Here is a 17,284-nt window from a genome sequence, read left to right as displayed (position 1 = left end):
GTTATCCCGGAGCCGGAGGTGGCCTGTGGCGGTTCACGTCGAAGCAATGCTCAGCCTCGAGTGGTCTGACGCGCTCGAAGTCCCGAACTCACCTGACCTGGCCGAAGCACCCGCGCAGGTGCGCCGATCCTGGGTGAACCAGGCGGATGAGAAGCAGGTCCTCGCGACGTACCGCGCCGTGAACGCGGTCGACAACGCGCCCGCGCCGTGGTGGTTGCGTGCGCTGGATCGCGGAAAGCTGTCCTCACGTGCCGAAGGTCACGCCCTTGAGGACGCGGTGACCGAACTGCTGTCGTCACGACCCGGATGGGTCTTCGTGCCGTGGGTCGACCACGGCGAGATCGGGTACTGGGAGTTCGTCCCGTCCGAATCCGGTGTCTACGGTCCCGCAACGCCGACGACCGTGCAGTTCACCTCCACCCACCGCGGCTGGATCCACCTCGTTCCGGCTCACCACGGCCCCGGCCGACCCCACCCCATCGACTTCACACTCGATGACCTGCGTGCTCAGATCGAGGACATCGAACTGATTGCATAGAATGCCCGGTCGTGACCAGGCCTGAGTTCCCCCGTTCCATCGTCAGCTTCGTCCAGCGCGGCGAGCGCATGACCGTGGGACAGGAGCGAGCCTGGGAGACGTACTGGGAGAAGATGGGCAACGACGTGAAGTCGTTGCCCGAGGGGCCGCTGGACTTCGACTCCTGGTTCGGCCGCTCCGCGCCCGTGCTGCTGGAGATCGGGTCCGGCATGGGCGAGACCACCTCGCAGCTCGTGGCCGCCGCGCCCGAGCTCAACTACGTGGCCGCCGAGGTCTACAAGCCGGGCCTGGCCCAGTTGCTGTTGCGTGCCGAGCACCTCGGCGGGCTCGACAACCTGCGCGTGCTGCGCGGTGACGCCGTCGACCTGCTGACCGACCACATCGCGCCCGCGTCGCTGCACGGCGTGCGGATCTTCTTCCCGGACCCGTGGCCGAAGAAGAAGCACCACAAGCGCCGGCTCGTGCAGCCGGAGTTCGTGGCGCTCGTGGCGTCGCGGTTGGAGCCCGGTGGCGTGCTGCACCTCGCGACGGACTGGGAGCAGTACGCGGACCAGATGCTGGAGGTCTGCTCCGGCGAGCGACTGCTGACCAACGTCCACGACGGCTGGGCGCCGCGGCCGGACTGGCGGCCCGTCACGAAGTTCGAGCAGCGGGCCGTCAACGAAGATCGGGTCTCGCACGACCTGATGTTCCGGCGGAACGACCTCACCTGATCGAGGTCTCAAGCCGATCGAGTGAACACCCTGGGTCTAGTCTTCACTCGTTGGAGTGGCGGGTGTTGATCACCCGAAATGCCCCGAGTGGCAGTGACGCGTGAGGCTCTTCCGGCCTTAGCGTCTCGCTCCGTGACCCCCGACGTCCTCCCCGTCGCGGAGGAGTTCGTCCGCATGTTCCACGCGGCGCACTCCGACGCAGGCTCCCTGACCGCCCGCATCGCCCAGGTGCGCGCCGAGATCACCGAGACCGGAACCTACCGCCACACCACCAACGAGCTCGCGTACGGCGCGCGGATCGCGTTGCGGGATTCCGGTTGGTGCACCTCAGGTGTGCCGTGGCGCCGGCTGAAAGTCCGCGACCTGCGCGGCTATCGCAACGCCGCCGCGGTGGCCGGCGAATGCGTCGAACATCTTCGGCTGGCGACCAACGGCGGTGAAATTCGGCCGCTGGTAACGGTTTTCGCGCCGGACGCGCCCGGTTCGCCCGGGCCGGTGATCTGGAACGAGCAGCTGATCCGCTACGCCGGGTACGCCGACGGGATGGGGGACCGCCGGTACGCCCAGTTCACCGAGACCATGCAGGGCATGGGCTGGCGGCCACCGATGCGACGGTCGCGCTTCGACCTGCTGCCGTTGGTGGTGGAGACGCAGCACGAGGGACCGCGCCTGTTCACGTTGCCGTCCGAGATCGTGCACGAAGTTCCTCTGGAGCACCCGACTCTGCCGTGGTTCGGCGAGATGGGCCTGCGCTGGCACGCGGTTCCGGTCATCTCGAACATGCGGCTGTCGATCGGTGGCGTGCACTACCCGGCCGCGCCGTTCAACTCGTGGTTCGTCGGCGCCGAGATCGGCACGCGGTCACTGGCTGAGGAAGGTGCTTACGGTGTGGCGCGCGAGGTCGCCGAGGCGTTGGGTTTGGACACTTCGTCCGAACGCACGCTGTGGCGGGACTTCGCCACCGTTCACCTGAACGCGGCAGTGCTGCACTCGTTCGACAAAGCGGCCGTCACCATCACGGACCACCACGCGGAAGCGTTGCACCGTCTCGCTTGGCTGCGTTCCCGCCAACGTCCGTCGGCCGCGCGTCCCGCGTTCCGGTTGGACACCGCAGCCGCGGCGCGAGCACGGAACGGTTCTCCGGCGCGCTTCACGGCCGCGTTGGACGAGACCCGGCCTCAGCCGACGAGCAGGCTGGCGGAACTGCTCCGCCAGCAACACTCCCTGACCAGCGTCTGACTTCCCCATCACACGCTGGCTGCCGGGAGGACCTAGTGCTTCGAGTCGATCATCACGCCCGAGAGAGCCATCAGCGCAAGGACCAACAGGCCGACCACAGCGGCGGCCCAAGTGAACACAACTGACAACATGGCGTCCTCCGTTTCCCCGACTTTCGCTCCTCCAGAGTCCGTGACCGCCGCGTAATCTGACATCCGCCGTGAGGGTATTTCCGCAGGTCGCCCAGTCAGCCTTATGGCTGATGCCGGGGTAGCCCCCGGTCGGACGCGGGGTCGCACTTTCGGCCCTACTGTTGCTCGGGTGGAGAGCACGGACTTGAACTGGCGGCTGCTGGCCAAGCGTCAGTGGCCGCTGGCGCTCTCGCTCACCGGCATCGTCATCGCGGAGACCGGGTCCATCAGCACCGCGGCCGGCTGGTGGCAGATCCCCGGTGTGCTGGTCATCTGCGCCATCTCGGTACTGGCACCGCGCCGGCCGTTCGACGCGGCGTTGGCAGCGGCGTTCGCGATCGTCTGCGCTGCGCTTTACATGCGGCTGCTCGGCATCGCGTTCGAGCCGCACTTCTTCCTCAGCGGTGTCAACGTCTCGATCACCGGTGCCGCGATGGCGACCATCGCGGTCCTGGTGCGGGAGTCCTCGCACGTGCGCGCGATCGCCGGCACGCTGCTGGTGGTGGCGGCGATGATCACCGCGGAGGTCCTCGGCTGGCCTGTCGTGTCGGCGGTCGAGTACCGCGAATGGGAGCCGGACACCACGTCGTACCTGTTCGGGGCGTGCATCATGCTCGTGCTGGCGATCGGCACCGGGCTGTACTTCCGTGCGAGGGACAACGAACGCGCGTCGCAGCTGGCTGCGTCCGTCGCGGCGGCCCAGAACTCCGAACGGATGGCGCTCGCCCGCGAACTGCACGACGTGGTGGCGCACTACGTGACCGCGATAGTCGTGCACGCGCAGGCAGGTCAGCTCAACCGCGAGGCCGCCGAACAGGTGCTGCCGACCATCGAGGCGTCCGGCTACGAGGCACTGACCGCGATGCGCCGGCTGGTCGGAACGTTGCGGGACGGTGAGTCCTCCGGGCCGGCCGCGTCCTCGTCGCTGGTGGACGACGTGCGCTCGCTGGCCGCGGAATCCGGTCTGCCGGTACGACTCTCGTTCGACCTCGAGGACGCGGTGCCGCAGGAACTGGCGCGCTCGGTGCTGCGGTTGGTGCAGGAATCGCTGACCAACACCCAGAAACACGCTTCCGCTGTGTCCTCAGTGGATGTCGCACTGTCCTCAAGCGACGGTGTGCTGCACCTGGCGATCCTGGACGACGGCGTTGCCTCCGGCGTGCCTGTCGGCGGGTCGGGAGGCTACGGGCTCGTCGGCATGCGCGAGCGCACGGAACTGCTGGGTGGCACGTTCTCCGCAGGCCGACGCGAACCAACCGGGTGGACGGTCCGCGCCGATCTGCCGATCAGCTAGCTCACATGTCGTCGCGGATGACTTCGAACTCCTGAGTCATCTCGACATCGTTGAGCTGGTCGTCGTTCTGAGGGTCGATGTCGGCCACTGATGCCTCCGCATGATCACGCCCGTACCGTGGAGTGTGATCATGCCAACTCAGCGCCGGGTCGGCGGCTTGGGGGTGGAGGGCTTCTGCGCGCGGCGGAACTGTCCACTGGACGTGCACGGCTTCTTCGACATGATCTTGAGACGCCCCTGTCCTACCCGTGGTTGCTCTGGATGCACAAAGGGCCCGTCGCATCACGCGCGCAACGGGCCCCTTGGTTGGGGAAAAGTTTTAGGCCGGGGCGGACCCTGGGGGTCGGCCCGCGCCCGACAGGACGAGGATTCCCATCCCGTCCGGATGTATGCATGCATGTGACCGGCATCACAATGGCAGGATTCTCCGCATGTCACTGCGTCTGCACGCCCCGGTGGTCCTGCCCTGCGACCCGTCCTGCGCCGTGTTGCGCGACGCCGTCGTGGACGTCGTCGACGGCCGGATCACCTACGTGGGTGCCATCGCCGATGCCCCCGCCTTCGACGGCGAGGTCCGCTCGCTCTCGGGAATCCTGCTGCCCGGCCTGGTCAACACCCACGCGCACAGCCCGATGACGGTGCTCCGCGGCCTGGGTTCCGACCTGCCGCTGCTGCGATGGCTGCAGGAGCAGATGTGGCCGAACGAGGCGCAGATGACCCCCGCCGACATCGGCACCGGCATGCTGCTCGGCGCCGTCGAGATGCTCCGGCACGGCGTCACCACCTCCACCGAGATGTACTTCCACGGCCGCGAACTGACGGCCGCCGTCCTGGCCGCCGGGTCACGGGTGGTGTTCGGCGGGGCGATCCTCGACGTGCCGGGCATGGACTGGAAGTCGCAGACCGACGAGCTCTCGTCGTGGATCGACTCGGACGGGCTCCGGTTCGGGCCTGGTGAGCGGGTCGAGCTGGCCTACGGGCCGCACTCCGCCTACACGCTGTCGGCTCCGCAACTCACGGCGATCGCTGTCGAGGCGCGAGCCCGTGGCGCGCTGTTCATGGTGCACGTGGCCGAGTCGCCGTTCGAGGACGAGGCCGCCCGCGCCGAGTTCGGTTCGGTGCCGGCGCTGATGAAGGCTTCGGACGTGCTGGGCGGCCGCGTGCTGTCCGCGCACTCCGTGCACCTGTCCGACGACGACATCGCGCTGTACGCGGCGTACGGAGTCGGCGTCGCGCACTGCCCCGGTTCCAACACGAAGCTCGCTTCGGGGATCGCACGGGTGCCGGAAATGCTGGCCGCGGGCGTGGCGGTCGGGCTGGGCACCGACGGCCCCGCGTCCAACGACGACCTGGACCTGTTCGAGGAAGCGCGACTGGCCGGGCTTCTGGCGCGCGTCTCGAAGATGGACGCGACCGTGCTCGGAGCTGCGCAGGCGTTGCTGATGGCCACTCGCGGCGGTGCCGACGCGCTGGGACGCGACGACATCGGTGCGCTGGAGGCCGGTCGCTGGGGCGACGTCGTGCACGTCGCCGCCGACGACCCCGCCTTCGCGACCGGGTTGGACGCGCCGGACGCGCAGTTGCTGGCGAACCTCGTGTGGGGGTCCGGGTCGCGCCGGGTCACCGACGTGTGGGTCGCCGGTGACCACGTCGTCGCTGGTGGCGAGTCGACGCGGGTGGACCGGCAGGAGGCGCAGGCCGGAGTCGCCGCGGTGGCGCGGCGACTGCGGAGCGTCAACCTCTAGCCACAGGCTGTTGACAAGCCTGTGGACAACTAGCGGGGTGACTCAGGACGTGGGCGGCGTGGCCGGGACCGCACGTTGATCTCGGTGATGTGGGCGTCGGGCGTCGCCAGCACGGCTGACGCCACCGCCCGCCCCACCGAGGCCGGGTCGATGTACTGCGAGGGGTCGTAGTCGCCGCCCTCCTGGCGGCGCACGTCCTCCTGCATCGGCGTGGCGGTCCGGCCGGGATACACCGAGGTCACGCGCAACGCCGGCTCGTCGCCGCGCAGGGCGTCGGCGTAGGCGCGCAGGGCGAACTTCGAGGCCGCGTAGACGCCCCAGCCCGGGTTGGCGTTCAGACCGGCGCCCGAGTTGATCAGGACGACGTGGCCGTTGGCGGTGCGCAACTGCGGCAGGAGCAGGTTGGTCAGCTCGGCCACCGCGAAGACGTTGATGTCGAAGGTCTTCCGCCAGTCGTCCTGGGACGCGTCGGCCAACGGGCCGAGCAGGGCGATGCCGGCGCTGTGGACGAGCACGTCCAGGCGCGAGACGCTGCCCAGGTCCGACGAGGCCACGTTCGCCAGGTCGAAGGGCCACGCCTGGGATCCGGGGAGTTCCGCGGCGAGCACCGAGAGCGACGTTTCGTCTCGTCCGCCTAGCAGCAGATCGTGAGTTGGGGCCAGACTTCTGGCGATGGCCGAGCCGATTCCGCTGGATGCCCCGGTGACGAGGGCGACCGGACGATCAGTCATGGGGGGACCATAGTGCCCAGGAAGTTGATCCTGCCGTACCTCTGCGTGCTCTACTTCATCAACTACCTCGACCGGGTCAACATCGGGTTCGCCGGGCCGAACGGGATGTCGGAGGAGCTCAAGCTCTCGGCCACCGTGTTCGGGTTCGCGTCCGGGGTGTTCTTCATCGGGTACCTGTTGCTCGAAGTGCCCAGCAACCTGGCGTTGCACAAGTTCGGCGCACGCAAGTGGATCGCCCGGATCATGATCACCTGGGGGATCGTCGCCACGGCGATGGCGTTCGTGCCCAACGGAACCGTGCTGGTCGTGCTGCGGTTCCTGCTGGGCGTGGCGGAGGCCGGGTTCTTCCCGGGGATCATCCTGTACCTGACCTACTGGTATCCGCAGAAGGACCGGGCGCGGATCGTCGCGTTGTTCATGGTGGCGATCCCGATCTCGACGGCGCTCGGGGCCACGTTCAGCGGGTTGCTGATCCAGTGGACGGACTGGCGCACGATGTTCCTCATCGAGGGGCTGCCGGCGATCGGGCTGGCGTTCGTGACGTGGTTCTGGCTGCCGGACAAGCCGGAGGAGGCCGTCGAGCAGCCGGCGGAAGAGCACTGGCCGTTGAAGAAGGCCCTCACCCATCCCCGGATTCTGGCGTTGAGCTTCGTGTACTTCGGGATCGTGTACGGGCTGTACACGCTGGGGTTCTTCCTGCCGACGATCATCAAGGGACTGGCGCCGGGGGCGGGCGTCATCGAGCGCGGGCTGATCAACGCGATTCCGTACGTCCTCGGCGCGGTCGCCATGATCCTGTGGGCCAGGCACGGCGACCGCACCGGAGAACGGAAGTGGCACGTCGCCGCGCCGATGTTGCTGGGTGGAGCGGCGATCCCCGTCGCGCTCTACCTGGAGAACCCCATCGCGGCGATGGTGGCGGTCTCGGTCTGCGCGATCGGTGTCTGCGCCGCGCTGCCCACGTTCTGGGCGCTTCCCACGAGCTTCCTGGGCGGCGCGGCGGCGGCGGGTGGAATCGCGTTGATCAACTCATTGGGCAACCTGAGCGGTTTCGTGGCGCCCTACGTGACCGGGTGGCTGCGTGACATCACCGGGACCCAGAAGGCCGGTCTCTGGGTCGTCGGCATCACGATGATCACGGCAGCGGTGGTCGCGCTCGTTCAGAGGGCGGGTACGGAGAAGGTGTAGAGGGCTTCGTAGCGGACGGAGGTCTGGGCGCCTTCGGTGCAGCTTCCGGCGGGTGCGACGCCGCCCTTGGTGTTGAGCCGCTGCACGTAGCTGACGCCGGCGAACGTTCCTTCGCCCCTGGTGGACTTGGCCTTCAGGAGCAGTTCCGGAACGGCTCCCGGAACCTCGTTGCGGGCTCCGTCGACCGGGGCGGCCTCGACCGCGCTGCCGTCGACGGTGGAGACCCAGATCGGACCGCGCGAGTGCAGTCCGACCGCCCTGCCGAGCCGGTCCGCCAGCGTCGCGGCGGGTTCCAGGCCCTTCCAGGCACCGGCCGTGCAGGTGTAGGTCTGCACGCCCTTGGCGTAGAACTTCTCGACGATCTTGTTGCCGGACGGGACCTGAACAGCGGGTGCGACCCTCGCGTCAGATCCGCCGCTCATGGCATCCGGGGTCGGCGCCGCGGTGGAGCCGACACCTCCTGCGAGGATGCCCAGAAGAGTTGATGAGACCAGGACTAAGCCAGCACGTTTCATCACGCCTGGTCGTACGGCCTCATTACCGGACCGGTTCAGTACCGTCTCAGTTGGCGGGGGCGTAGAAGGTGTAGAGGGCCTTGTAGGGCACGGAGGTCTGCGCGCCGGCCTTGCACCCACCGGTCGGCGCGACGCCGCCCTCGGTCGCGAGGCGCTGGACGTAGGAGACCTTGCCGAACAGACCCTCGCCGCGAACGGTCTTGGTCTTGAGCAGGAGCTCGGGCACGGCGCCCTTGACGTCGTTCTTGGCGCCGTCGACCGGGGCCGCCTCGACCGCACTGCCGTCCACAGCGGAGATCCAGACGGGGCCGCGGGAGTGGATGATGATCGGCTTGTCGTTCTTGTCCACGAGCGTCGCGGCAGGCTCTAGCCCCTTCCACGCGTTGCCCGTGCAGGAGTACGTCTGAACGCCCGTGGCCCGGTATTCGCCGACCAGCTTCTGGCCTGCCGGGACCTGGACGGCCGCGGCGACGGGCGTGTCCTCCGCCTGAGCGACGGGAGTGGGGGTAGCGGTGCCGGTGGTGGGGGTGCCACACGCAGCAAGACCCAGAAGAGCAGCAGCACCAACGAGAAGACGAACATTCACGATTCACTCCAAAGTGGACGACCAAAGTGGACTTTCCTTGGCTGTCCGCGGTGCAGCCACCCATCACACGGACGGGTGGCCGCACCGGTTCACAAGATCAGAGTGAGCCGGACCACACGATCAGTCGCAGATCTTCCTGCGGTCCTTGCGCCACACCACCGCGACGGACGGACGCGGCTGCGAGGTGCCGCCGTCCGGCCAGTGCGAGAGCGGGTTGTTCGCCGACGCGCCGTCGATCTCGCCGGGGTGCTGCACGGACACCAGCACGAAGTCCTCGGTGATGACCGGGCCGCAGGTCTCCGCACCCTTGGGCACCGTGAGGAACTGCTTCACCTGACCGCGGCGCTTGCCGGAGACGGGCACCGCGAAGAGGCCGTCGTTGGACGCCAGTGCGTTGCCGTCCGTGGAGATCCACAGGTTGCCGTGCGTGTCGAACGCGACGTTGTCCGGGCAGGAGATCGCGCTGACCTGCGACTTGTCGAAGCCGCCGAAGTACGTGCCGGGGTCCTTCGGGTCACCGCAGACCAGCAGCAGCTTCCAGGAGAACGTCAGCGCCGTGTTGTCGCTGCGGCGCTCCTCGATCTCCAGGACGTGGCCGTGCTTGTTGCCGTTGCGCGGGTTGATCTCGGTCGGGCCTTCCTTGCCCGCCTTGCCGCGGTCGGTGTTGTTGGTCAGCGCGGCGTAGATCCGGCGGTTGTGCGTCGAGGGCTCGACGTCCTCGGGGCGGTCCATCTTCGTGGCGCCCATCTTGTCCGCGGCCAGGCGCGTGAAGACGTAGACCTCTTCGGCGGTGAAGCCCGGCACGAACGACTTGTCGTTGTGCGCCAACGCGATCCACTCGCCAGAGCCGTCGAACTCACCGTCGGCCGGCAGCTTGCCGGTGCCGTCGATCTCAGCCGCGGGGCTGTCGCCGGTGAACTTGGCGACGTAGAGCGTTCCCTTGTCCAGCAACTGCTTGTTGTGCTCGCGGGCGCGCTTCGAGTCGCCCTTCTGCATCTTCTCGTCCGTGACGAACTTGTACATGTAGTCGAAGCGCTCGTCGTCGCCCATGTACGCGACCACACGGCCGTCCTTGGCGACGATGACGTTCGCGCCCTCGTGCTTGAAGCGGCCGAGAGCCGTGTGCTTGACCGGCGTCGACGTCTTGTCGAGCGGGTCGATCTCGACGATCCAGCCGAAGCGGTTGGCCTCGTTGGGTTCCTGGGCCAGGTCGAAGCGCTTGTCGAACTTCTCCCACTGGCGCAGCGAAGCGCCGCCGCTGATGCCGTAGCGGGCGAACTTGGCCTTGGTGTCCGGGTCCGTGACGTTGCCGCCGTTGGCGAAGTACTGGTTGAAGTTCTCCTCGCCGGACAGGATCGTGCCCCACGGTGTGACGCCACCGGCGCAGTTGTTCTGCGTGCCCAGGACCTTGCGGCCCGTCGGGTCGGCGGAGGTCTTGAGGTGCTTGGACCCGGCGGCCGGGCCCTTGACCTCGAACGGCGTGGTGAGGGTGATGCGGCGGTTGTACTTCTTCTTGTCGTCCGGGCAGACGAAGAGCTTGCCCGTGCGCGGGTCACGGTCGACCATCACGACCGACAGGCCGTGCGCGGCCCACGCGATCTTGGCGTGCTTCTCGGTGATGGTGGCCGGTGTCCAGTCCTTGAACATGAACGACTCGGTCGTGTACTCGTGGTTGCTCACCATGAGCCAGCTGTCGTGGTAGCCGGGCACCGGGACGAGACCGCAGAAGTCGTTGTTGAAGCCGAACTGCTTGGCCTGCGCCTCAGGCGTCTGGTTGTCGAAGTCGAACTTCGGCGCATCGTCCAGCACACCGTCGCCCCAGCGGATGACGACGTCCTGCTGGAACCCCTGCGGGACGGTGATCTGGTCGAGGGTGTTGGGCGCCACCGGCTCGAAGTTCAGACCGCCGGGGTCGTTGCCGCCGCCGTGACCGCGGGCTTCGGCGTTCGCCGGAGCGGCGGTGGCGGAACCGGAGAACGCGAGCGCGCCGGCACCGGCGGCCGCGACGACCGCACCGGCCTTCAGCATGCCGCGGCGGCTCACGACCTCCTTGACGACGTCGCCGAAGTACGCGTTGGCGGACGAGTTGGGCGCCTCGTGCGCGCAGGCGTTGCCGCAGCGGAACTCGCAGGTGACCGCCTGCCGCCCGAGCGGGTGGCCGGCCGTGAGGAGGGGCAGCAGACGACGGCCCCGATCGGTGGGTGAGGACACGCAGGCCTCCGAGATCGGTCAGTGTGGGAACTGGCCGAACCTAAGAGCCGAACGAGTTCGCCAGCCGTCCAGAAGATGAACGGCGGGCGAACTCGTACTACACCCGAACGATCACAGCACGCGCCGTGATCAGCCGATCTCTCCCAGTTGACGATGGCCCTTGCGCCACACCGCCACGACGGACGGCCTGGGCCTCGACGTGCCCCGGTCCGGCCAGTTCGAGACGGGCTTGTCGGCACTCGCGCCGTCCACCTCGCCGGGGTGCTGGACGCACACGGTGATCACCCGCTCGCCGATCACCGGGCCACACGTCTCGCCCCCGCGCGGCACCGTGAGGAACAGCTTGAGGTGACCGCGTTCCGGGCCTTCCAGCGGCACGCCGTAGAGGCCGTCGTTCAGCCCGTCGAGCTTGCCGTCGGCGTCCGTGGAGATCCACAGGTTGCCGTGCCGGTCGAACGCGACGTTGTCCGGACTGGAGATCGGGCTGACCTGCGTCTTGTCGTAGCCGCCGAAGTAGGTGTTCGGGTCCTCGGGGAAGCCGCAGACCAGGAACAGGCCCCAGTTGAACGTCAGCGCGAGCGCGTCGCCCCGGCGTTCGGTCAGCTCCAGCACCTGGCCGTGGCGGTTGTTGACGCGCGGGTTCGGCTCGGTCGCGCCCTCCTTGCCGGCGGTGACGCCGCGCTCGACGTTGTTGCTGAGCGCGCAGTAGACCGTGCCGGTGCGCGGGTGGCACTGGATGTCCTCGGGGCGGTCCATCTTCGTGGCGCCGACCTTGTCCGCGGCGATGCGCGTGAAGACGTAGACCTCTTCGGCCGTCATGCCCGGCACGAACGACTTCTTGCCCGCCGCCAACGGGATCCACTCGCCGGTGCCGTCGAACTTGCCGTCGCTGGGCAGCTTTCCGGTGCCGTCGATCTCGCTCACCGGGCTGTCGCCCTTGAAGCGGCCCACGTAGAGCGTGCCGTCGTCGAGGAGCGTCATGTTGTGGCGGCGCGCGGCCTTGCTGTTGCCGCGCTTCATCTTCCCGTTGGAGATGAACTTGTAGATGTACTCGAACCGCTCGTCGTCACCGGAGTAGGCGACGATGCGGCCGTCGTCGGCGACGCGGATGTTCGCGGTCTCGTGCTTGAAGCGGCCGAGGTGCGTGTGCTTGACCGGCGTGGAGTCCGGGTCGTGCGGGTCGAGCTCGATGACCCAGCCGAACCTGTTGACCTCGTTGGGTTCCTGCGCCAGGTCCCAGCGCTTGTCGAAGCGCTCCCACTTGCGCGTGGTCGCGGTGCCGGTGACGCCGTACCTCGTGAGCCTCGGGTCGTTGCGGGTCGCGGCGTTGCCGAAGTACTGGTTGAAGTTCTCCTCGCCGGACAGGATCGTGCCCCACGGCGTGACGCCGCCGGCGCAGTTGTTGATCGTGCCGAAGACCTTCTTGCCGGTGGGGTCGACGGAGGTCTTCAGCAGGTCGCTGCCGGCCGCCGGACCGCGCACCTCGAACGGGGTGTTGAGGGTGATGCGGCGGTTGTACTTGCTGAACCGCGGCCGGTAGTGGCCGGAGAACAGCGAGCGCTTGATCATGAAGACCGAGAGGCCGTGGGCGGCCCAGCCGATCTTCACCTGCTCCTCGGTGGGGTTGTTCGCGTCGTAGCCGCGGAACATGAACGGCTCGCTGGTGTACTCGTGGTTCGTGACCATGATCCCGCTGAGCTCCAGCGGGTCCAGCGGCAGGATGGCGGCGAAGTCGCAGTTGAAGCCGAACTGCTTCTCCTGCTTCGCGGCGGTCTGGTCGTCGAAGTCGAACTCGGGGACGCCGGGGAAGAGCGGGTCGCCCCAGCGGATCACGATCCCCTGCTCGTACCCCTCGGGGACGACGACCTCGTCCTTGGTGTTGACCGCGACGGGCTTGAAGTCGAGTCCCCTGGGTGGGCGGCCCTGGGACTTCGCTTCGGGTTCCGCGGCAGCCGCTGCCGTCGCGGGTGCGGCGATGGTGGCCGCGGCCGCGACGACCGCACCGGCCTTGAGCGCGGTGCGGCGGCTGACCAGGTCACCGAAGTACGGGTTGTCCGAGGTGTTCGGGACCTCGTGGAAGCACGCGTCCCCGCAGCGGTACTCGCATGTCACCGCCGCTCTGCCGACGCGGTGGTTGACGAGTGGCAGAGGGATCATTGTGGTGGCCTCCTACGGTCGGTGCGGGAACCAGCACCGACCGTAGGCTTCCGTTCATGCTTTGTTAACCCACAAGTTGTTCACCCGCGAGGACAGCTTCGGACGGAACGTCCCTTGTGTCCGTCCGGTTGAACGTCAGCAGTGCGGCGGCCACGAGGCAAAGGACCGCGGCGACGACGAACGGCTGGGCCAGGTGGCTCACGAACGTCGCGGCCAGCGCGCCGCCGAGCCACCGCAGGAAGTTGTACCCGGCACTGGCGACCGGCCGCGGCGCGTCGCTGACGCTCATCGCGGTACCGGTGAACAACGTGTTGAGCAGGCCGCTCACCAGGCCACTCAGGACGACCGCGACCACCAGCAGAGGCTTGGCGGGCACCGCCATCAGCAGCATCAGGACGGCGAAGGCCAGCACGGATCCGATGATTGCGGCCTTCTCGCCGACCCGGTCAGCGAGCCTCGGCGCGAGGAAGACGCTCGACACGGCGACGCACACGCCCCAGCCGAAGAAGATCAGTCCGATCTCGACGGCACCCCATTGCAGGACGAACGGCGACCAGGCGAGAACTGTGAAGAACGCGGCCGTGTAGAGCGCCGCTCCGATCGAGGTGCGCAGCAGGGTCGGGTTCCGCAGCGCCTTGAGCGGGTCGAGCAGGCCGATCCTCGGACGTTCGACGTGCGAGTCCTTGGCCAGGAACGTTGCACAAAGGATCAATGCCGCCGCCATCAGGACCGCCGTCCCGAGGAACGGCCCACGCCACGAGAAGCTGCCGAGCAACGCGCCGAGGAGCGGCCCGACGCTCAGACCGAGACCGAGCGCGGCCTCGTAGAGCAGGATCGCGGCCTTCTGCCCGCCGCTGGCAGCGCCGACGATGACGCTGAGCGCGGTGGCGATGAAGAACGCGTTGCCGAGCCCCCACACGGCCCGCAGTCCGACGAGCTGGCCGATGCTCCCCGCCGCGGAACAGGCGAGCGTCGCCACGACGATCAGCGCGAGGCCTCCCACGAGCGTGCGCTTGGCCCCGAACCGCGCCGTCGCCGCGCCCGTGAAGAGCATCGCCACGACCTGGACGCCGAGGTAGGAGGAGAACAGGAGGGTGACCTGCGCGGGTGTTGCGTGCAGACCCTCTGCGATGGACAGCAGGATCGGGTCCACGAGCCCGATCCCCATGAATGCGATGACCGCGGCGAACGCGGTGATCCACACCTGTTTGGGCTGAGCCTTGAAATTCACTTAGCTATCCTAACTGATTTTGCTTAGCATAGCGAAGTATCGTGGGCCACAGGGTACGGTTCGTGGCGTGGATGCGGTGATCTTCGACCTCGACGGCGTGCTGATCGACTCCGAGCAGGTGTGGGACGAGGTGCGCCGGTCGTTCGCCGCCGCCCACGGCGGCACGTGGACCGCTGAGGCGACCCGGGCCATGCAGGGGATGTCGACGCCGGAGTGGGGCGCGTACCTGGTCTCGCTGGGCGTGCGGCTGACCGCGGCCGAGGCGTCCGCCGGCGTGATCGCCGAGATGGAGAAGGCCTACGCCGCGCATCTCCCGCTCATCCCGGGCGCCGACGAGACGGTCCGTCTCGTCTCGTCACGGTTCCAGGTCGCGATCGCGTCGTCCGCGCCGGCCGTGCTGATCAGGGCGTTCCTGGACGCGACCGGCCTGGACGTGCCGGTTGCCGTGTCGTCGGAGTCGTGCGCCTCCGGCAAGCCCGCGCCCGACGTCTACCTGGCGGCAGCCGCACAACTCGGTGTCGACCCCGCTCTCTGCTACGCCGTCGAGGACTCGACCAACGGTCTGAAGGCCGCGCTGGCAGCGGGGATGACCGTGCTGGCCGTGCCGAACCCGCACTTCCCACCTGCCGCGGACGTGCTGGCTCAGGTGCGGGTGCTGTCCTCGGTCGCCGACCTGCCGGACGCGCTCGCGTAGCTGATCGCGGCCATGCCGATGGCGAGGCAGGTGCAGGCGACGACGCCCTTCGGCCAGTAGATGTGGCTGCTGAGGAAGAGGTAGCTGCCCAGCATCAGGAAGACCGCGCCCGGCAGCGCCTTCAGCCGGTGGTCGATCAGCGCGCACACCGCGATCGCGAGACTGGCGGCGAAGAAGCACCACGCACCCACGGTTCCGAGCTGGTTGCCGATCTTGAACAGCGGCGCGTCCGCACTGGTCCGCCCGCCATTGGCCAGCGTCATGGCACCTCCGCCGATGCCCGCCAGCGCGTCGAGGGCGCCGTAGAAGACGACGTAGCCGAACGTCGCCGCGCGGGCCGGGTAGCGGACGTAGCGCGGGCTGCCGTCGAGCAGAACCCATTGCGCGGCACCGAGGAGCGGGAAGACCACCGCGAGGATGACGTGCATGTCCCGCCACCACTGGGCGGTCGACGCGTCGAGGTGGTGCGGGTGGGTCAGGCCGATGCCGGCGAGGATCAGGCCGGGGACGGCGACGAGCAGGGTGCGCACCGGCCGAACCTAGCGGCGATCGCTGCTTTCCCAGCTAGACTCGCCCACTTTCAGGCGGTTCGACCCGGCTCGTCGAACCTGCGTTCGATAGGATGTGACGGTGGTGAACCGGCGTGAACAGGCGGCGCTCCTGCTCGCACTGCGCGACAGCGAGCGTGGCTGGGCCGACGTCACGAGCGCCGTGGAGGACGCGGGTTCCGCCCTGTCCGTGCTCGAGTCGCTGCTCACCCCCGACCAACCCACGCTGGACCACATCGCTCCTGACGTGGCGGGTCGCCTGGAACTCGTCGAGAAGGAGATCGGGTCCTGGGAGGACGAGGGCATCCACCTCGTGACGGTGCTGGACGAGCAATACCCGGTCCAGCTGCTCATGGTGCACCAGCGGCCGCCTTTCCTGACGTGCAAGGGTTTCCTCGACCCCGCTGACCAGTTCGGCGTCGCCGTCGTCGGCAGCAGGCACGCGAGCGCGCGAGGACTGCACATCACGCGCGAGATCGCGACAACGCTGACCAAGCACGACATCACGGTCTTCAGCGGCCTCGCGGCAGGCGTCGACACAGCCGCGCATCGTGCTGTCGTGGACGCCGGAGGCCGGACGGTGTCCGTGATCGGCACCGGTCTGCGTCACTGCTACCCGGCGGAGAACGCGGACCTCCAGCAGGAGATCTCCAGGACGGGAGCAGTGCTTTCCCAGTTCTGGCCGGACGCCGCCCCCGCCAAGCACCACTTTCCGATGCGCAACGCCATCATGAGCGGCTGCAGCGTCGCGACTGTCGTCGTGGAAGCGGGCGAGCACAGCGGCACCCGGATCCAGGCACGGCTCGCACTGGAGCACGGCCGGCACGTCTTCCTGTTGCCCGAGGTCGTGTCCGGCACTTCGTGGGGCCGTGAGATGTCCGAGCGACCGAACACCACTGTTCTGGAAGGTCCCGACCACCTGCTGCGCGTGCTGGACGAGCTGCACGCCGGAGTCCCGGACCTGATCGACCTCTGACGTGAGCCCGCTCAGCCGCGTTCTCGAGCGGTATTTGAACATTCTGGTCGCGCCGCCCGATCGGGGACCGAACGTGTGCGCAACCTGCTTTCGCCGGACTGATGGCTACCTGCGCTGCTTGCAGTGCAACAGTCATTTCCGCGAGTTCGGCGCGGAGCTGGCCGACGACGTCGTGATCATATCGATGGCGGGCAGAGGCGGGCAGCTGGCTCGCGTGCTGGCGAAGTACAAGTACGGCGAACGCCCCGAAATGCGCAAGCAGTTCACCGACGAGCTGGCGTACGTGCTCGCGACGTTCCTGGCGAAGCATCGTCGGTGTCTCGGAGAGTTCGACATCGTCACGGTCGTACCCGGCACGAGACAACGTACGACCACCCACCCGTTGATCGACATCCTCAGTCGGCGCCTCAACATCACGAGACATCAGTTCGCCGAGGTGCTCACCACCTCGAGCTCCAACAGCCGGCAGCTTCGACCGGACGAGTACACCGTCCAGGTCGATGTGACGGGCAAGCGCGTGCTGCTCATCGATGATCAGTGGACGTCCGGTGCAAGCCTGCAGTCATCAGCGATCGCTCTCAGGCGGGCAGGAGCGGCGCGGGTCGTGGGATTGGTCATCGGCCGACGGGTCGACGTGGAGCCGTCCGGCAGGTTCGACTGGGACTTCTGCTGTCTCTGTCAGCAGGACTGATGCTGAGCACCAGATCGTGCACGGGTGACTCCCGCCGCGGCTGAACTGTCTCTAGCG

The 17,284-nt window shown here is 68.0% G+C and carries 17 protein-coding genes; 9 read left to right on the top strand and 8 right to left on the bottom strand.

From position 1 onward, the window contains the following. Positions 1 to 46 precede the first annotated feature (46 nt). The 4 genes from SK854_RS19030 (at position 47) to SK854_RS19015 (ending at position 3,954) form a co-directional block, all read left to right on the top strand. Complete coding sequence (locus SK854_RS19030; protein WP_319976434.1) at positions 47 to 538, top strand: hypothetical protein; 492 nt, start codon at positions 47 to 49, stop codon at positions 536 to 538. Positions 539 to 606: 68 nt separating this feature from the next. Then, positions 607 to 1,251, top strand: coding sequence for a tRNA (guanosine(46)-N7)-methyltransferase TrmB (trmB, locus tag SK854_RS19025; protein ID WP_319976942.1), 645 nt, complete (start codon positions 607 to 609; stop codon positions 1,249 to 1,251). A 132-nt stretch (positions 1,252 to 1,383) separates the two neighbouring features. Continuing rightward, complete coding sequence (locus SK854_RS19020; protein ID WP_319976433.1) at positions 1,384 to 2,490, top strand: nitric oxide synthase oxygenase; 1,107 nt, start codon at positions 1,384 to 1,386, stop codon at positions 2,488 to 2,490. A 300-nt stretch (positions 2,491 to 2,790) separates the two neighbouring features. Next, entirely contained in the window at positions 2,791 to 3,954 is a 1,164-nt protein-coding gene (locus SK854_RS19015; RefSeq protein WP_319976432.1) for a sensor histidine kinase, read from the top strand. 1 nt (position 3,955) lies between these two features. On the opposite strand, the gene SK854_RS19010 is transcribed toward SK854_RS19015, so the two are convergent. Continuing rightward, complete coding sequence (locus SK854_RS19010; protein ID WP_319976431.1) at positions 3,956 to 4,162, bottom strand: hypothetical protein; 207 nt, start codon at positions 4,160 to 4,162, stop codon at positions 3,956 to 3,958. A 223-nt stretch (positions 4,163 to 4,385) separates the two neighbouring features. Here SK854_RS19010 and SK854_RS19005 point away from each other — a divergent pair, with 223 nt between their 5' ends. Continuing rightward, positions 4,386 to 5,699 carry an amidohydrolase family protein gene (locus SK854_RS19005; protein ID WP_319976430.1) on the top strand — a complete coding sequence of 438 codons (1,314 nt, stop codon included), beginning with the start codon at positions 4,386 to 4,388 and terminating at the stop codon, positions 5,697 to 5,699. Between the two features lie 29 nt (positions 5,700 to 5,728). Here SK854_RS19005 and SK854_RS19000 read toward each other — a convergent pair whose 3' ends face one another. Then, complete coding sequence (locus tag SK854_RS19000; RefSeq protein WP_319976429.1) at positions 5,729 to 6,430, bottom strand: SDR family oxidoreductase; 702 nt, start codon at positions 6,428 to 6,430, stop codon at positions 5,729 to 5,731. A 12-nt stretch (positions 6,431 to 6,442) separates the two neighbouring features. Between SK854_RS19000 and SK854_RS18995 the strand changes: the two genes are divergently transcribed. After that, positions 6,443 to 7,618, top strand: a complete 1,176-nt coding sequence (locus SK854_RS18995) for an MFS transporter (protein WP_319976428.1) — start codon at positions 6,443 to 6,445, stop codon at positions 7,616 to 7,618. Here SK854_RS18995 and SK854_RS18990 read toward each other — a convergent pair. The 5 genes from SK854_RS18990 to SK854_RS18970 form a co-directional block, all read right to left on the bottom strand. Next, positions 7,591 to 8,040, bottom strand: coding sequence for a DUF3455 domain-containing protein (locus tag SK854_RS18990; RefSeq protein WP_319976427.1), 450 nt, complete (start codon positions 8,038 to 8,040; stop codon positions 7,591 to 7,593). The two genes, SK854_RS18995 and SK854_RS18990, sit on opposite strands and share 28 nt — an antisense overlap. 139 nt (positions 8,041 to 8,179) lie before the next feature. Further along, positions 8,180 to 8,719 (bottom strand): DUF3455 domain-containing protein, encoded by a 540-nt coding sequence (locus SK854_RS18985; RefSeq protein WP_319976426.1) that lies wholly within the window; start codon positions 8,717 to 8,719, stop codon positions 8,180 to 8,182. A gap of 120 nt (positions 8,720 to 8,839) precedes the next feature. Beyond that, positions 8,840 to 10,930, bottom strand: a complete 2,091-nt coding sequence (locus SK854_RS18980; protein WP_319976425.1) for a PhoX family protein — start codon at positions 10,928 to 10,930, stop codon at positions 8,840 to 8,842. A gap of 129 nt (positions 10,931 to 11,059) precedes the next feature. Beyond that, the gene (locus SK854_RS18975; protein ID WP_319976424.1) at positions 11,060 to 13,087 is read right to left on the bottom strand and encodes a PhoX family protein; all 2,028 of its coding nucleotides are present in this window, start codon (positions 13,085 to 13,087) and stop codon (positions 11,060 to 11,062) included. Positions 13,088 to 13,151: 64 nt separating this feature from the next. After that, on the bottom strand, positions 13,152 to 14,318 hold the full coding sequence (locus tag SK854_RS18970; RefSeq protein WP_319976423.1) for an MFS transporter: 1,167 nt from the start codon (positions 14,316 to 14,318) through the stop codon (positions 13,152 to 13,154). Between the two features lie 67 nt (positions 14,319 to 14,385). On the opposite strand from SK854_RS18970, the gene SK854_RS18965 reads away from it, so the two are divergent. Further along, on the top strand, positions 14,386 to 15,012 hold the full coding sequence (locus tag SK854_RS18965) for an HAD family hydrolase (RefSeq protein ID WP_319976422.1): 627 nt from the start codon (positions 14,386 to 14,388) through the stop codon (positions 15,010 to 15,012). On the opposite strand, the gene SK854_RS18960 is transcribed toward SK854_RS18965, so the two are convergent. Next, positions 14,961 to 15,542, bottom strand: a complete 582-nt coding sequence (locus SK854_RS18960; protein ID WP_319976421.1) for a hypothetical protein — start codon at positions 15,540 to 15,542, stop codon at positions 14,961 to 14,963. The genes SK854_RS18965 and SK854_RS18960 overlap by 52 nt on opposite strands. A gap of 100 nt (positions 15,543 to 15,642) precedes the next feature. On the opposite strand from SK854_RS18960, the gene SK854_RS18955 reads away from it, so the two are divergent. Then, positions 15,643 to 16,536, top strand: coding sequence for a DNA-processing protein DprA (locus SK854_RS18955; protein WP_319976420.1), 894 nt, complete (start codon positions 15,643 to 15,645; stop codon positions 16,534 to 16,536). A 118-nt stretch (positions 16,537 to 16,654) separates the two neighbouring features. Beyond that, the gene (locus SK854_RS18950; protein WP_319976419.1) at positions 16,655 to 17,227 is read left to right on the top strand and encodes a ComF family protein; all 573 of its coding nucleotides are present in this window, start codon (positions 16,655 to 16,657) and stop codon (positions 17,225 to 17,227) included. Positions 17,228 to 17,284: the final 57 nt, after the last annotated feature.

The sequence above is a fragment of the Lentzea sokolovensis genome, from assembly GCF_033949975.1.
GTDB classification, from domain to species: Bacteria; Actinomycetota; Actinomycetes; order Mycobacteriales; family Pseudonocardiaceae; genus Lentzea; species Lentzea sokolovensis.
The sequence above is the reverse complement of the archived record's forward strand: the minus strand, read 5'-3'. Positions and strand labels throughout refer to the sequence as shown.

What these genes read in the sequence shown, in the direction of transcription:
- SK854_RS19030 (WP_319976434.1), top strand. Translation starts at nt 47, where the DNA reads ATGCTCAGCCTCGAGTGGTCTGACGCGCTCGAAGTCCCGAACTCACCT.
- trmB (WP_319976942.1), top strand. Translation starts at nt 607, where the DNA reads ATGACCGTGGGACAGGAGCGAGCCTGGGAGACGTACTGGGAGAAGATG.
- SK854_RS19005 (WP_319976430.1), top strand. Translation starts at nt 4,386, where the DNA reads ATGTCACTGCGTCTGCACGCCCCGGTGGTCCTGCCCTGCGACCCGTCC.
- SK854_RS19000 (WP_319976429.1), bottom strand. Translation starts at nt 6,430, where the DNA reads ATGACTGATCGTCCGGTCGCCCTCGTCACCGGGGCATCCAGCGGAATC.
- SK854_RS18990 (WP_319976427.1), bottom strand. Translation starts at nt 8,040, where the DNA reads ATGAGCGGCGGATCTGACGCGAGGGTCGCACCCGCTGTTCAGGTCCCG.
- SK854_RS18975 (WP_319976424.1), bottom strand. Translation starts at nt 13,087, where the DNA reads ATGATCCCTCTGCCACTCGTCAACCACCGCGTCGGCAGAGCGGCGGTG.